Raw genomic sequence first — 13,870 nt, 5'->3', positions numbered from 1 at the left:
CATGGCTGGCGTGATGGGGTAGCACAAGACAAGTTAACTTAACGGCGGATCCCATGCGCAAGACACTCCTCGCTCTTTTGGCCTCGACCCTTTTGGTATCCGCCTGCGGCACGGTCCGTGACAGCCGCATCAACCCGCTGAATTGGTTCGGCCCCGCGCGTTCGGCCCCGTCCACCCCGGAAGAGAGCAACAACCCGTTGATTCCACAGCGTAGCGGGCTGTTCGCCCGGCGCGCGGTTGAGGCCGACACCTATGAGGGGCGCCCTTTCGAGCAGATCACCGACCTGACGATCGAGCCGGTCCCGGGCGGTGCGATCCTACGCGCCACGGGCCTTGCCGCGCGGCAGGGCATTTATGCGGTGCAGCTAACCCCAGCGACGATTGATGAGACGCCTGTCGACGGTGTTCTGACTTACCGTTTGGAAGGGGTACGCCCCGACAAGGCGACACCGCAAGGCAGCCGCCCCACCCGTGAGGTCATCGCGGGCCGTCGTCTGACAGATCAAATGCTGGCCGGGGTGCGCGAGATTCGCGTCGAAGGGCAGATGAATGCGCTGGTCTCTCGCCGCTAAGCGGCCAAGCCACGCACCATAAGAAAGAGCCGCCCTAATCGGGCGGCTCTTTTCAGTTCAGACTTTGACTGCTTTCACATCCGTCCCATCGGCGGCCAAAGCAATCTTGCCCTCGCAGAGCAGCAGCGCATCGGCGCCAAAGACCTCATGCCGCCAGCCGCGCAGGGCCTGCACGTCGCGCTCTCCCGCCGACAGCATATCCAGATCACTGGCCGAGGCGATGAGCTTGGCCGCGACGCCTGCGCTTTCGGTCTTGGCCTTGAGCAAAACCCGCAGCAGATCGGCCAGCGCCGGGTTCACCTGCAGCTTGTCGCGCTTGCGGTCGGGTTGCGGCATGTCGGCGGCTTTGCAAGCCACGCCTGCGGCCACGGCTTTCAAAATGCCCTCGGCGATTTCCCCTTTGCGGGCCTCGCGCAGCAGCAGACGGGCGCGGTTCAGCTCTTCGCCGTTAGAGGGCTTAAGGCTCGCCAATTCGACCAGCGCGTCATCCTTGAACACGCGGTTGCGCGGGATATTGCGGGTACGGGCGTAATCCTCACGAAAGGCGGCCAATTCGCGGACGATCGCCAGAAACTTCGGCGAATTGGTCCGGGTCTTGACCCGCTTCCACGCATCCTGCGGCTGGGTCACATAGGTATCGGGGCTGAGCAGTGTCTCAAGCTCCTCGGCCACCCAACGGGCGCGGCCGGTCTGTTCAAGCTTGCGCGCCAGAAACTCGTAAATCTGCCGCAGGTGGGTCACGTCGGCCAGCGCATAGGTCTTCTGTGCGTCGGTCAACGGACGGCGGGACCAATCGGTAAAGCGCGAGGTCTTGTCCAGCGACTCATGCGCGATCTTGCGGACCAAGGTCTCATAGCCCACCTGTTCGCCAAAGCCGCAGACCATCGCGGCCACCTGCGTGTCGAACAGCGGTTCGGGAAAGACCTTGGCGTCGACGTAGAAGATCTCAAGATCCTGTCGTGCCGCGTGGAACACTTTGACCACCGATGTATCGCGGAACAGCTCGTAAAGCGGCTCAAGCGAGATGCCGTCGGCCAATGGATCGACCAGCACGGCGTTGCTGTCGTCGGTGCCGGGCATGGCAAGTTGGACGAGGCAGAGCTTGGAGTAATAGGTCCGCTCACGCAGGAATTCCGTGTCGACGGTCACGTAATCATGGCGCGCAGCTTCTTCACAGAATTGCGCGAGGTCGGCGGTCGTGGTGATGGTTTTCATAAATGCTCTTTGACAAGTTGCACGCCCGGTCATCGGGCTTTGTCAAAGAGGTACATCACAAGGAAAGCTTTGACCAGCGTCAGCCCGTCAGCATGACCGGCTCCCGCTCACCCGCGGCGAAACGGCGCAGCACGGCGGGGTAAAGGCGATGTTCTTGCACCAGCACCCGCTGGGCCAAGGTCTCTGCCGTGTCGCCCGGCAGAACCGGAATGCGCGCCTGGCCAAGGATGGGGCCATCATCCAAAGCGGCAGTGACTTCATGCACGGTGCAGCCATGTTCGGTATCACCCGCCTCAAGCGCGCGGGCATGGGTGTGCAGCCCGCGGTATTTTGGCAGTAGCGAGGGGTGGATGTTGATCATCCGCCCGGCCCAAGCATCGGTAAACCCTTCGGTCAATTTGCGCATAAAGCCGGCAAGGCAGATGATGTCTGGCGCATGGGCCTCAAGCGCGGCGCTGAGCGCCGCCTCAAAGGCCGGGCGATCCTTGCCGAAGGGGCGGTGATCGACCACTTCCGTCGCGATCCCCTGCCCCTGCGCCCAAGCGATTCCGCCCGCATCCGCGTTGTTGGACAGCACTAGACAGGGGCGGCCTGCATGGTCGCCGGTCATATCCTCGACCAACGCCCGCATGTTGGAGCCACCGCCCGAGACGAAGATCGCAACCCGCTTGGTCAAAGCAGAGCGCCGGAATAGGTGACGCCATTGCCTGTCGTGATACGCCCGATTTCGATGGCGGCGTGGCCATCCTCGACAAAGGCGGCCTTCGCAGCCTCGACCTTATCGGCAGAGACGACGGCAACCATGCCAATCCCAGCGTTGAAGGTCTTTAGCATCTCGGCCTCGGCCATGCCCCCTTCGGCGGTCAGCCATTTGAAGACCGGCGGCAAGTCCCATGCGTTCAGGTCAATCTCAGCCGCCAGCCCCACGGGCAACACGCGCGGCAGGTTTTCAGTCAGGCCACCGCCCGTGATATGAGCCAGTGCCGACACGGCATCGGCGCGCAGGGCCGCAACGGCGCCCTTGACGTAAAGCTTGGTCGGCGTCAGCAGCGCACTGCCCAGATCACCTTCGCCCCATGGGCAATCGTCGCCCCAGCCCAGACCGCTGCGCTCAACGATTCTGCGCACAAGGCTATAGCCGTTGGAATGCACCCCGTCGCTGGGCAGGCCCAAGAGCACGTCGCCCTCTTTCACATCGCGCGGCAGTTCCGTCCCGCGCTCCATCGCGCCGACAGAAAAACCGGCGAGGTCAAAATCGCCCGCGTGATACATGCCCGGCATTTCAGCGGTCTCGCCCCCGATCAGGGCGCAACCGGAATCGGCGCAGCCCTTGGCGATGCCTTCGATGATCCGGGCGGCACTGTCGAGTTCCAGTTTGCCGGTCGCGAAATAGTCGAGGAAGAAAAGCGGCTCGGCACCTTGGCAAACCAGATCGTTGACGCACATGGCAACCAGATCGATGCCGATGCTGTCGACATTGCCGGTATCAATGGCGATGCGCAGCTTGGTGCCCACACCATCCGTCGCCGCAACCAGCACCGGGTCGGTGAACCCTGCACCTTTAAGATCGAACAGCGCGCCAAAGCCGCCAAGGCCAGACATAACGCCGGGCCGCGCGGTGGATTTCGCCGCTGGCTTGATCCGCTCTACAAGCGCGTTGCCTGCGTCAATATCCACGCCTGCTTCGGCATAGGTGATTCCGTTGTCGGATTTTGTCATGGTCATGGCCCCCGGCGCGCATTTTCCCTTGCGCGCGGAGTTAGAGTATTGTGCGGGTCACTGCAATCATTTGGTGCAGCTAATGTCTTGACGCTCGGGCTGCGGCGTCATACCCAAACGCCCATGGCGGGCCTGTAGCTCAATTGGTTAGAGCAGAGCGCTCATAACGCTTTGGTTGCGGGTTCAAGTCCTGCCGGGCCTACCATACCGCCCCCGCCGTGCGCCCAAACCTCAGCGTTTGGCGCTGACATGCCAGTTCACCTGCATCTCTACGACCGTCTCACCCGCCTCATTCTGGATGTCGACCGCCACGTCAAAGGCGACTTTTCCGTCCTCTTGCAACGCGGTCAGCAGCTCGGCACCGGGGCGCGAGGTTTCGGCATGGGCGGTCAGTGTGCCCTCGGCGATCTTTTTAAAGGTGATCTGCCCCATGGCCGCGACGGGGCGCATGTCCATTATCACCGGCGCAATTGCCCCGGCCATGGCAGCACCCGAGGCCGCTTCGCCCAAGGTGAACATCGCGCCTGCGTGCTGCGTGCCGATGTGGTTGGAGGTCTCATGCCGCTGCACCAGTTCGGCGCTGGCGGTGCCGTCGTCGATCTTGAGCAGTTTCACCCCGACATGGGCGGCAAAAGGCACGGCGGTGTCGAGATGGGCTTTGATCATGTCGTAGGGGGTCATGGCTGCGCTCCGTTCTAGGGTCGGCTCACTGTGGCAAAGCCGCGCGCGGGGCACAATCCTGCCGCGGGGTCACCGCGCGATGACAATATCTGCACGCAGCCCACCAAGCCGCGCCGATTCCCCCAGCCGCAGCACCCCGCCATGGGCGCGCGCAATGTCGGAGGCGATGGCGAGGCCCAGCCCAACGCCGCCGCCCTTGTCTTGATTGCGCGCAGGATCAAGCCGCGAGAACGGCCGCGTTGCCTCGTCGCGCCGCTCTTCCGGGATGCCGGGGCCGTCGTCTTCGACCCGGATACGCAGGGTGCGGTCGCTCAGCATGACTGAGACTTCGGCCTGCGAGCCATAGCGCACGGCGTTGGAGATCAGGTTATCCACCGCCCGGCGCATTGCCACCTTGCGCAGCTTCACGATCCCCTCGCCCGCGCCCTCGGGCGGCAACAGCGTGACCTTGCGCCCGGTGCGCTGCGTGTCTTCGACAATGGCGCTGATGAAACTGTGCGGCGCCACCTTCTCCGGCTCTCCCTCGGCGGCACCTTTGGCGAAATTAAGAAACTCATCCAGCATGCGCTGCATGTCATCTACATCGGCCAGCAGCGGGGCCGCATCTTCTTCGTCGATCATTGACAGGCCAAGGCGCATCCGGGTCAGCGGGGTGCGAAGATCGTGGCTTACCCCTGAGAGCATCAGCGTGCGCTGCTCGATCTGTCGTTCGATCCGTGCGCGCATGTCGACAAAGGCGTTGCCCGCCGCGCGCACTTCGACAGCGCCAGTGGGGGTATAGGGCTCATGCCGCCCACGGCCAAAGGCTTCGGCTGCACGGGCTAAGCGTTTGATCGGGCGCAATTGATTGCGCAGATAGATCGACGCGATAACGCTCAAAAGCACCCCGAAAAACACCGTATAAACGAAAAGCTGGTGCGGGTTGGAGGCCGAGATCCGCCGCCGTTCAAACTGGATGCGCAACGGGCCATGCACACTCTCGATATAGAGCACGACAAAATCGTCGTCGCTGAGGTCCACCGCCTCGATACCGTCCATCTTGCTGCGCAGCCGGGGGATCAGCACCCGCCCCGAATAATCGTACCACAGCATGCTGTCTTCATCCGGCAACGGACGATTGGCGCGGGTCACCACGAAATCAAGCGGCCCCGCCCGCGCCTCTACCGCCATGGGCACCGATTGGGCATCGGGTGCGGTGCCGACCGCCAGCATCACCAGTTCCAACTCGCGCAGGACCGTGTCGGTCATCTGTCCGGTGACGCCTTCGAAATGTCGCTGGGCAAAGATCACCACAACGACCAACTGCAAAAACACCACCGGTAACAGCAGGATCAACGCGGCGCGTCCGTAGATGCCGCGCGGCACATATCGTTTGAGCCAGGCAAAATTCATGGCTAGACCTTAGCCAGCCCCCTGCCCCAGCGAAAGGTGAAACCATGCTGCCGCCCGACAACTTCGACCCCGAGATTGGCCTTGCCGAAACCTTGGAGCCCGGGCTGCGCCGTATCGTGGCGCCCAACCCCTCGCCAATGACCTATCGCGGCACAAATACCTATCTTCTGGGCCAGTCCGAGGTGGCCGTGATCGACCCCGGGCCCGACAGCCCCGCGCATCTTGAGGCGATCCTCGCCGCGCTCCAGCCGGGCCAGCGGATCAGCCATATCATTGTGACCCATACGCATCTCGACCATTCCCCCCTCGCCCGTCCCTTGGCCGCGCGCACCGGGGCCGAGGTCTGGGCTTTTGGCGACGCCACGGCGGGCCGGTCCCCAGTAATGCAGGGATTGGCCGAGGCGGGGCTGATCGGCGGCGGTGAAGGTGTTGATCACGGGTTTTACCCTGATCACCTTTTGGCTGACGGCGACATGCTGGAGGGGGATGGCTGGGCGCTGGAGGTGCTGCACACGCCGGGTCATATCGGCAATCACCTCTGCCTCGCTTGGGGGGATGCCTGTCTCACGGCGGATCACGTCATGGGCTGGGCCACCTCGCTGGTCTCGCCACCTGATGGGGATCTGACCGATTTCATGACCTCTTGCGAAAAGCTGGCAGCCCGTCAGTGGCGGGTGTTCTACCCCGGCCACGGCGCGCCGGTCCTTGATCCCAATGCGCGGCTCGACTGGTTGGTGGCGCACCGCCGCGCGCGAGAGGCGTCGATCCTTAAGGCGCTGACCGCCGGGCCCGCCACGGCTGAGGACCTCGCCCGCGTGATCTATACCGAGACCCCCGCCGCGCTTTTGGGGGCTGCCACGCGAAACGTGCTGGCGCATTTGGTCGATCTGACAGGCCGGGGCCGCGTTGCCCCGCAGAGCGTCTTGCAGGCAGAGGCGCATTTCGCCCTCACCTCATAGGCGAAAACCGCGGATTGCGTCGCAAAATCGCAACAAATGCCCCAATCTGGGCGCAATTCGGCCCCTTTATGGACCTGAACCGCGCTCAAGCTGGTTGCGAGGGTGAGAGACATCAAACCCCAGCGAGCAGCAAAGGAGCTACCCGATGGCCCGACTTGACAGAACGCCGCAACCGCAAAAACCGAAGCCTGAGCAGACGCCCAAGGGCAGCTCGGCCCAGCCACCGCAGCGTCCCACACCATTGATTACCGATTACGCCAGCCTTTGAGCAGGCCCCGTGTCGCGCCGGATGGGGCCGGTGCTTTGGGGAACTTTGCAGCCTGACCGCGCGTTTGCAGCCTAGAGCAACACGCAAGGACAGATATGGAACCCCACGCCCCCTCTCACGAAGCCGACCTCGCCCGTCTGCGCCGTCTGGCGGTCAGCATGGACAGCGCCTTCAAATTGCCGATTGTCGGTGTGCGCATGGGATGGGATTCGATCTTGGGTTTCGTGCCCGTGGTGGGCGATACGCTCGCCCTGCTTCCTTCCGCCTATATCCTTAAAGAATCGCACCGGATGGGCGCACCAAAGGGGATGCTGGCAAAGATGTTGGTAAACACCGGGATCGATTACGTTATCGGTTCGGTCCCGCTGGTGGGTGATCTTTTTGACATCGGTTGGAAGTCGAAACTGCGCAACGTCGATCTGCTGGAACGTCACCTGAAGGACCAAGCCGCCAAAGCGCCGACCACGGGCAACGTTGAAGGGCGCATGTCTTCGCATCACCCCACGCTCAATAATTGATCCCCAAATGCAAAAGGGCCGCCCGAAGGCGACCCTTTCGTTCGTTTTCCGAAGAATGGTGGCTTAGCCGACCAGTTCCAGACCGGAGAAGAAGTAGGCGATCTCAACCGCTGCGGTTTCCGGCGCGTCGGAACCGTGAACGGAGTTTTCGCCAACGCTTTCAGCGAATTCTGCGCGGATGGTGCCTTCGGCGGCGTCCGCAGGGTTGGTGGCGCCCATGACTTCGCGGTTTTTCGCGATGGCGTTTTCACCTTCGAGAACCTGAGCAACGATCGGCGCGGAGGCCATGAACTCGCACAGTTCGTCGTAGAAGGGACGCTCAGCGTGCACCTTATAGAACTCGCCCGCCTGCGCCTTTGTCAGGTGGATGCGCTTTTGTGCGACAACGCGCAGGCCAGCGTCTTCGAATTTCTTGACGATGGCGCCGGTCAGGTTGCGGCGGGTTGCGTCGGGCTTGATGATCGAGAAAGTGCGTTCGAGGGCCATTGGCTGTACTCCATAGCGGGTGTTGATTTGCGCGCTCCCTAGCATGGGGTCTGACACATGAAAAGCCGTGATTGACCTTCGGCCCGGCTTGCTCCAAACGGCGTGCATGTTACGCATTTCAGAAATCAACTACTCCGTCGAAGGCCGCCCACTGTTTGAGGAAGCCTCCGCCGTGATCCCCGAGGGCCACAAGGTGGGCATCGTCGGGCGCAATGGCGCGGGCAAGACCACGCTGTTCAAGATCATCCGTGGCGAGCTGTCGCTCGACAGTGGCGACATCTCTCTGCCGTCCCGCGCCAAGATCGGCGGCGTGGCGCAGGAAGTGCCGTCCTCCGAGACCACGCTGATCGACACGGTGCTGGCTGCCGATGTGGAGCGTGCCCGGCTGATGCTAGAGTCCGAAACCGCCGAAGACCCGACCCGCATCGCCGACATCCAGACTCGTCTAGCAGATATCGACGCTTGGTCTGCCGAAGGCCGCGCCGCGTCGATCCTCAAGGGTCTGGGCTTTGACGACGAAGAACAACAGATGCCCTGCTCTGCCTTTTCGGGCGGTTGGCGGATGCGCGTGGCGCTGGCGGCGGTGCTTTTTGCCCAGCCCGACCTGCTGCTCTTGGATGAGCCGACCAACTACCTCGACCTCGAAGGCGCGTTATGGCTGGAAAGCTATCTGGCGAAATACCCCCACACCGTGCTGATCATCAGCCACGACCGCGGCCTGCTAAACCGTGCCGTGGGCGGCATCCTGCACCTCGAAGACCGCAAGCTGACCTATTACCAAGGCCCCTACGACCAATTCGCCCGCCAGCGCGCCGAGAAACGCGCGCTGCAGGCGGCGATGGCCAAGAAGCAACAGGCCCGGCGCGATCACATGCAGGCCTTCGTGGACCGTTTCAAGGCCAAGGCAAGCAAGGCCAAACAGGCGCAATCGCGTCTCAAGATGATCGAGAAGATGGACATGATCACCGCGCCCGAGGACGTGGCGCGCAAGGTCTTCACCTTCCCCGAGCCCGAGGAACTCTCGCCGCCGATCATCAACATCGAGAATGGCGCGGTGGGCTACAGCGACGACAACCCGGTGCTCACGCGCCTGAACCTGCGCATCGACCAAGACGACCGGATCGCCCTTCTGGGCAAGAACGGTCAGGGCAAATCGACGCTGGCCAAGCTTTTGTCGGACCGGCTGCCGCTGATGGCCGGGCGGCAGGTCAACTCCTCCAAGCTGCGGGTAGGATTCTTTGCCCAGCACCAAGTGGACGAGCTGATCGTCGAAGAGACGCCGCTGCAACATATGATCGCCGCCCGCCCCGGTGTGATGCAATCGAAACTGCGCGCACAATTGGCGGGCTTTGGTCTTGGTCCGGAACAGGCCGAAACCGAGGTGGGCCGCCTGTCAGGCGGGCAGAAGGCGCGGCTTTCGCTGCTGCTGGCCACGCTGCACGCCCCGCATCTGCTGATCCTCGATGAGCCGACCAACCACCTCGACATCGAAAGCCGCGAGGCGCTGGTCGAGGCGCTGACGCGCTACTCAGGCGCGGTGATCCTTGTCAGCCACGACATGCACCTATTGTCGCTGGTGGCCGACCGGCTTTGGCTCGTGTCGAACGGCACGGTCAAACCCTATGAGGAAGACCTCGAAGCCTATCGCAAGATGCTGCTGACACCCGAAAAGCCTGTCAGCAAGAACCCATCGAAACAGCCCAAAGAAGCCCCCAAACCCAAACGCGCCAGCCGCGATGAGGTGCTGGCCCTGCGCAGCGAAGTCCGCAAGGCCGAAGCACGCATGGAAAAAATCAACGAGATGCGCGACAAGCTCGCCAAGAAACTCGCCGATCCCGCGCTTTACGAGGACGCCAAAACCGGTGAGCTTGAAGTCTGGAACAAGAAATACGCCGAGGTGATGGAGGCGCTGGACCGCGCGGAATCGCTTTGGATGGGCGCACAGGAAAAGCTGGAGAAGGCCACGGCCTGACCCGGAAGCGTTCACTTTATCACATCGCAGGGGTCGCCTAAAGGGCGGCCCTCGTGCATTCTGGCAAGAAGCCCCGCGCCAAGGAAGTCCCATGACCCTCGACACCGCCTATATGATCACCGCCCTCGTCACGATGTTCGTGGTGATCGACCCCATCGCCATCGCGCCGGTCTTCCTCGCGCTTACCCGCGGGATGAGTAACGCAGAGCGGCGCAAGATCGCATGGCGCGCGGTAGGCGTGGCCGGGTTGGTGCTGTTGATCTTTGCCGCCTTTGGCGAGGCGGTGCTGAGCTTTATCGGCATTTCGATGCCCGCTTTTCGCGTGGCGGGTGGTATCCTTTTGTTCATCACCGCGCTCGACATGCTGTTCGACCGCCGCACCAAACGCCGCGAAGACCGCGCGGATGAGGATGACCACGACGATCCGTCGGTTTTCCCTATGGCCATTCCTCTGATTGCTGGCCCCGGCTCCATCGCCTCGGTGATCCTGCTGACGGGTGAGAAACCGGGCGGCGAAGGGCTGCTGACCATCATCGTGATCACCGCGCTGACGCTGGTGGTCATGGCGTTGACGATGCAGGTCAGTGGCGCGCTAGAGCGGGCGATGGGCAAGACCGGCATCAACATCATCACCCGTCTGCTGGGCATGTTGCTGGCGGCCCTCTCGGTTCAATTCGTGCTCGACGGGCTGGCGGCCTTTGGCTTTGGCCCCGGCCCCACGCCCGGCTGACATTTGCCCGGCCCCTTCCTATATGAGGTGTAAGGGGGCGCATTCATGGCCGAAATCGATACAGCACATCTGATCTACCTCATCGTTTTGCTGGCGATGCTGGCGGGCTGGTTCTTTTTGCAAAGCCGGCCCAATATGAACAAGACGCTGCAACAGGCGGCGGTCTGGGGGCTGATCTTTACCGGCGCGGCGGCCGGGGTCGGCCTGTGGCAAGACATCACCCGCGACACCGCCCGCCAACAGCTCTCCGTCAACCAAGAGGGTGAGATCGTCCTGCCGCGCGGGCGCGATGGGCATTACTACCTGACGGCCCAGATCAACGGCGCTCCGGTGCGTTTCGTCGTCGATACTGGCGCGTCTGACATCGTGTTGACCAAATCCGACGCGGCGCGGATTGGCATTGACCCCGAGGGGCTTGATTACCTTGGCCGCGCGGGCACCGCCAATGGCGAGACGCGCACCGCTTTCGTGCGGCTGGACGAGGTCGTGGTGGGCGAGGCGGTTGACCGCAATGTTCCCGCGGTGGTGAATGACGGGGTCATGTCCCAATCGCTTTTGGGGATGGGATACCTGCAACGCTGGGGCCGGATCGAGATCAGCGGCGGTGAGCTGCGCTTGAGCCGGTGAATCTGGCATTAGCTGCCCGCGCATTGTGCAAAAAGAATGAAATTCGCCGCAAAATGACGCCGCATTTGCCGTTAATTAGCCGGTTTTTCGCCCTTTTGCTCGGATACCTGCAGGGCACAACTGTATCTAATTTTGGAGAACATGCTTTTATGCTAACGAGTATCCTAGGGGGGTCTTCCTCCTATCAACAAAGCAAACCCCCGGCGTCTGAGCCCGCTCAGGCTACCGAGGAAAACCAAAACGACGCCCAGCAGGCCGAAACCCAGACGGCCAGCAATGGTCAGACCACGCAAAACAGCGCGGCAGCCCAAGAAGCGTCCAAACCTCAGTCCGTGCAAGCCCCTGCCAAGAGCGAAGCGGTACAGGCGGAGGCTCAGGCAAAGCCGACCGAGACGGCCCCAAAGGCCACGACCGCGGATAACGAAGCCTTTGCCCGTGCGGCTGCACAGCGCAGCGTCGACAGCCAGCGCACCCGCGCCTTGCTGGATACGATCGCACCGGTGAACAACAGCGCGGTCGAAGCTGCCAAATCATACGTCAGCAAGGTCGAACCGGATGTGCCAGAGGCCAGCGCAAGCAAAGCCACGGCTGCCGCGAAACCCGCCCTCGACAAAGCGGCCTGACCAGCAGTCAGGGGCGGTGGCCTTGCGGCCCTGCCCCTGCTCCGCTGGGCTTTAGGTCTCGGCCTTCTTTTCCCAGCGACCACTTTCCTCAGACCAATATTGCGCAGATGCGCCTTCGGATTTCAGCCGCTTCCACAGGCCGCGTGCTTGATCCAGCGCCACGGGATCATGCCCGTCAAACAGCACGCAGACCCGTTGCAGCGACGCGATCTCTTCGGCGGTGACATTGGCACCATGCACCGCCATCAAACAGTCCGCGCGATTGGGCGTGCCATCCTCCAAGGTCAGCAACACCGGTTGCTCTGCATCCTGCGGCCCGCCCGCCATGCCATGGGGCAGAAAACTGTCGTCCGAATAGGTCCACAGCGCCCGGTCGAGCGCTTGCAGCCCCGCCTGATCGGTCCCGCGCAGGGCCACGCGCCACCCGTTGGCGAGCGACTTTTCCAGCAGCATCGTCAGCGTCTCGACCAGAGGTCGCTGGGTCAGGTGGTAGAAGTAAGCCGCCCCCATATCCGGCTCAGCCCTTCTCGAAACGGTCGGCGACCAGACGGTTCAGCGCCGCCACGCCCCAGCCCGTCGCGCCCACGGGGGCCAATGTGCTCTCGGATTTCAGCGAGGCGACCCCAGCGATGTCGAGGTGAATCCAAGGTGTCTCATCCTTAACGAAACGCTTGAGGAATTGTGCCGCCGTGATCGACCCCGCCGGACGCCCGCCGATGTTTTTCATATCGGCGATCCGGCTTTTCAACTGATCGTCATAGCCTTGACCCAGCGGCAGGCGCCATGCGCCCTCGCCTTCACTCTCGGCGGCCTTCAGGAAATCGTTGCACAGCCCGTCGTCGTTCGAGAAAACGCCAGCGTTTTCGTGACCCAGCCCGATAATTACCGCACCCGTCAGCGTCGCCAGATCGATCATCGCGGCAGGTTTGAAGCGGTCTTGCGCGTACCACATCACATCGCAAAGCACCAAACGCCCCTCGGCGTCGGTGTTGATGACCTCCACCGTGTCGCCTTTCATGGTTGTGATCACATCGCCCGGACGGGTCGCATTGCCCGAAGGCATATTCTCGACAATGCCCACCAGTCCGACAACATTCGCCTTGGCCTTGCGCAGCGCCAGCGTCCGCATCACGCCCGAAACAACGCCCGCGCCGCCCATGTCCATGGTCATGTCTTCCATGCCCGCGCCGGGTTTGAGGCTGATGCCGCCGGTGTCAAAGACGACGCCCTTGCCGACCAGCGCCAGCGGGGCCGCATCATCTGCACCGCCTTCCCACCGCATCACGACGACTTTGGACGGGCTGTCAGACCCCTGCCCCACAGACAAAAGCGTGCGCATACCAAGGTTTGCGAGCTCTTCCTCATCCAGCACTTCAATTTTAAGGCCCAAGCTCTCCATTTCCGCCAGACGTTCGGCAAAATTGGTTGTGGTCAGGATGTTGGCAGGCGCGTTGGTCAGATCGCGCGTCATGAAAGCGCCCTCGGCCACCGCCATCAACGGCGCCGCGGCCTCGCGAGTTTCCTCGGGTTTGGAGCACATCACCTCAACACTGCCTTTACGCGGCTTGGGGGCGGATTTGTGATCTTCAAACCCATAGTCCCGCATCGCCAAACCAAAGGCCACATCCGCCACCCGGCGGGTCGCGGCGGTAAGCAACAAAAGATCACTGTCGCCCCGGCGCTTGGCCAGCGCGGCCCCGGCTTTGCGCGCGGTCATCACTTCGGCGCGGCGCGGCATGTGGACCACATCCACCGCCTCAGCTGCCATGCCAGCGGGATAGCCCATGCTGAGCATGTCACCGGGCTTCAGCGCCGCGAAACGCTCGCTTTCCACCAGCCGCTGCAAGGCGCCTTTGGTCAGCCGATTGACCCGCCGCGCCCCGGCATCAAGCCGCCCCTCGGGTTCAAGAAACACCGCGACCCGACCGGAATGCCCCGCGATACGGTCGATGTCGGTCTCGGCGAAAGTGATGGGGGTCAGATCGGTCATGGCGTGCCTCATGGTTGATTTTGCCCCAGACCTATCGCGACGCGCCGCGCATGGCCAGATAGCAGTTTTCCCGCCCCGCGAATTGCTTTAAGATCTGCGCAAAGGCCGTCAGAGCATC

Annotated in this window: 15 protein-coding genes and 1 tRNA gene; 8 read left to right on the top strand and 8 right to left on the bottom strand. The window is 62.7% G+C overall.

All coding sequences use genetic code 11. The annotated features are described in order from the left end of the window. The first annotated feature begins 53 nt into the window (after window positions 1-53). Entirely contained in the window at window positions 54-572 is a 519-nt protein-coding gene (locus K3758_RS09230; protein ID WP_259944193.1) for a hypothetical protein, read from the top strand. A 57-nt stretch (window positions 573-629) separates the two neighbouring features. Here K3758_RS09230 and rnd read toward each other — a convergent pair whose 3' ends face one another. The 3 genes from rnd to purM all read right to left on the bottom strand — a co-directional run bounded on the left by rnd (window position 630) and on the right by purM (window position 3,506). Beyond that, complete coding sequence (gene rnd / locus K3758_RS09225; RefSeq protein ID WP_259944192.1) at window positions 630-1,787, bottom strand: ribonuclease D; 1,158 nt, start codon at window positions 1,785-1,787, stop codon at window positions 630-632. Window positions 1,788-1,866: 79 nt separating this feature from the next. Continuing rightward, a complete protein-coding gene (gene purN, locus K3758_RS09220) occupies window positions 1,867-2,463 on the bottom strand; it encodes a phosphoribosylglycinamide formyltransferase (protein ID WP_259944191.1) in 597 nt (198 codons plus the stop codon). Next, the gene (gene purM, locus K3758_RS09215) at window positions 2,460-3,506 is read right to left on the bottom strand and encodes a phosphoribosylformylglycinamidine cyclo-ligase (protein ID WP_259944190.1); all 1,047 of its coding nucleotides are present in this window, start codon (window positions 3,504-3,506) and stop codon (window positions 2,460-2,462) included. The genes purN and purM overlap by 4 nt, the downstream gene beginning before the upstream one ends. Window positions 3,507-3,634: 128 nt before the next feature. Here purM and K3758_RS09210 point away from each other — a divergent pair. Beyond that, a tRNA-Ile gene (locus K3758_RS09210) sits at window positions 3,635-3,711 on the top strand. Between the two features lie 26 nt (window positions 3,712-3,737). On the opposite strand, the gene K3758_RS09205 is transcribed toward K3758_RS09210, so the two are convergent. After that, window positions 3,738-4,187: a DUF4442 domain-containing protein gene (locus tag K3758_RS09205; RefSeq protein WP_259944189.1), complete on the bottom strand. Its 450-nt coding sequence runs from the start codon at window positions 4,185-4,187 to the stop codon at window positions 3,738-3,740. A gap of 69 nt (window positions 4,188-4,256) precedes the next feature. Next, the gene (locus tag K3758_RS09200) at window positions 4,257-5,579 is read right to left on the bottom strand and encodes an ATP-binding protein (protein ID WP_259944188.1); all 1,323 of its coding nucleotides are present in this window, start codon (window positions 5,577-5,579) and stop codon (window positions 4,257-4,259) included. Between the two features lie 44 nt (window positions 5,580-5,623). On the opposite strand from K3758_RS09200, the gene K3758_RS09195 reads away from it, so the two are divergent. Next, complete coding sequence (locus K3758_RS09195) at window positions 5,624-6,538, top strand: MBL fold metallo-hydrolase (RefSeq protein WP_259944187.1); 915 nt, start codon at window positions 5,624-5,626, stop codon at window positions 6,536-6,538. Between the two features lie 363 nt (window positions 6,539-6,901). Then, window positions 6,902-7,324, top strand: coding sequence for a DUF4112 domain-containing protein (locus K3758_RS09190; protein WP_259944185.1), 423 nt, complete (start codon window positions 6,902-6,904; stop codon window positions 7,322-7,324). 63 nt (window positions 7,325-7,387) lie between these two features. On the opposite strand, the gene ndk is transcribed toward K3758_RS09190, so the two are convergent. Then, window positions 7,388-7,810 carry a nucleoside-diphosphate kinase gene (ndk, locus tag K3758_RS09185; protein WP_067266630.1) on the bottom strand — a complete coding sequence of 141 codons (423 nt, stop codon included), beginning with the start codon at window positions 7,808-7,810 and terminating at the stop codon, window positions 7,388-7,390. 106 nt (window positions 7,811-7,916) lie between these two features. On the opposite strand from ndk, the gene K3758_RS09180 reads away from it, so the two are divergent. The 4 genes from K3758_RS09180 to K3758_RS09165 all read left to right on the top strand — a co-directional run bounded on the left by K3758_RS09180 (window position 7,917) and on the right by K3758_RS09165 (window position 11,762). Further along, window positions 7,917-9,782 carry an ABC-F family ATP-binding cassette domain-containing protein gene (locus K3758_RS09180; RefSeq protein ID WP_259944176.1) on the top strand — a complete coding sequence of 622 codons (1,866 nt, stop codon included), beginning with the start codon at window positions 7,917-7,919 and terminating at the stop codon, window positions 9,780-9,782. 91 nt (window positions 9,783-9,873) lie between these two features. After that, a complete protein-coding gene (locus K3758_RS09175; RefSeq protein ID WP_259944174.1) occupies window positions 9,874-10,512 on the top strand; it encodes a MarC family protein in 639 nt (212 codons plus the stop codon). A 45-nt stretch (window positions 10,513-10,557) separates the two neighbouring features. Beyond that, the gene (locus K3758_RS09170; RefSeq protein ID WP_259944172.1) at window positions 10,558-11,139 is read left to right on the top strand and encodes a TIGR02281 family clan AA aspartic protease; all 582 of its coding nucleotides are present in this window, start codon (window positions 10,558-10,560) and stop codon (window positions 11,137-11,139) included. A 149-nt stretch (window positions 11,140-11,288) separates the two neighbouring features. After that, window positions 11,289-11,762 (top strand): hypothetical protein, encoded by a 474-nt coding sequence (locus K3758_RS09165; RefSeq protein ID WP_259944171.1) that lies wholly within the window; start codon window positions 11,289-11,291, stop codon window positions 11,760-11,762. A gap of 51 nt (window positions 11,763-11,813) precedes the next feature. Here K3758_RS09165 and K3758_RS09160 read toward each other — a convergent pair whose 3' ends face one another. Beyond that, entirely contained in the window at window positions 11,814-12,272 is a 459-nt protein-coding gene (locus tag K3758_RS09160) for a DNA polymerase III subunit chi (protein ID WP_259944170.1), read from the bottom strand. 7 nt (window positions 12,273-12,279) lie between these two features. Further along, window positions 12,280-13,752 carry a leucyl aminopeptidase gene (locus tag K3758_RS09155; protein ID WP_259944169.1) on the bottom strand — a complete coding sequence of 491 codons (1,473 nt, stop codon included), beginning with the start codon at window positions 13,750-13,752 and terminating at the stop codon, window positions 12,280-12,282. Window positions 13,753-13,870 lie beyond the last annotated feature (118 nt).

Origin of the sequence: Sulfitobacter sp. W002, assembly GCF_025142135.1 — a bacterium.
Lineage (GTDB): Bacteria > Pseudomonadota > Alphaproteobacteria > Rhodobacterales > Rhodobacteraceae > Sulfitobacter > Sulfitobacter profundi.
This window is presented reverse-complemented; position numbering and strand designations above follow the sequence as displayed.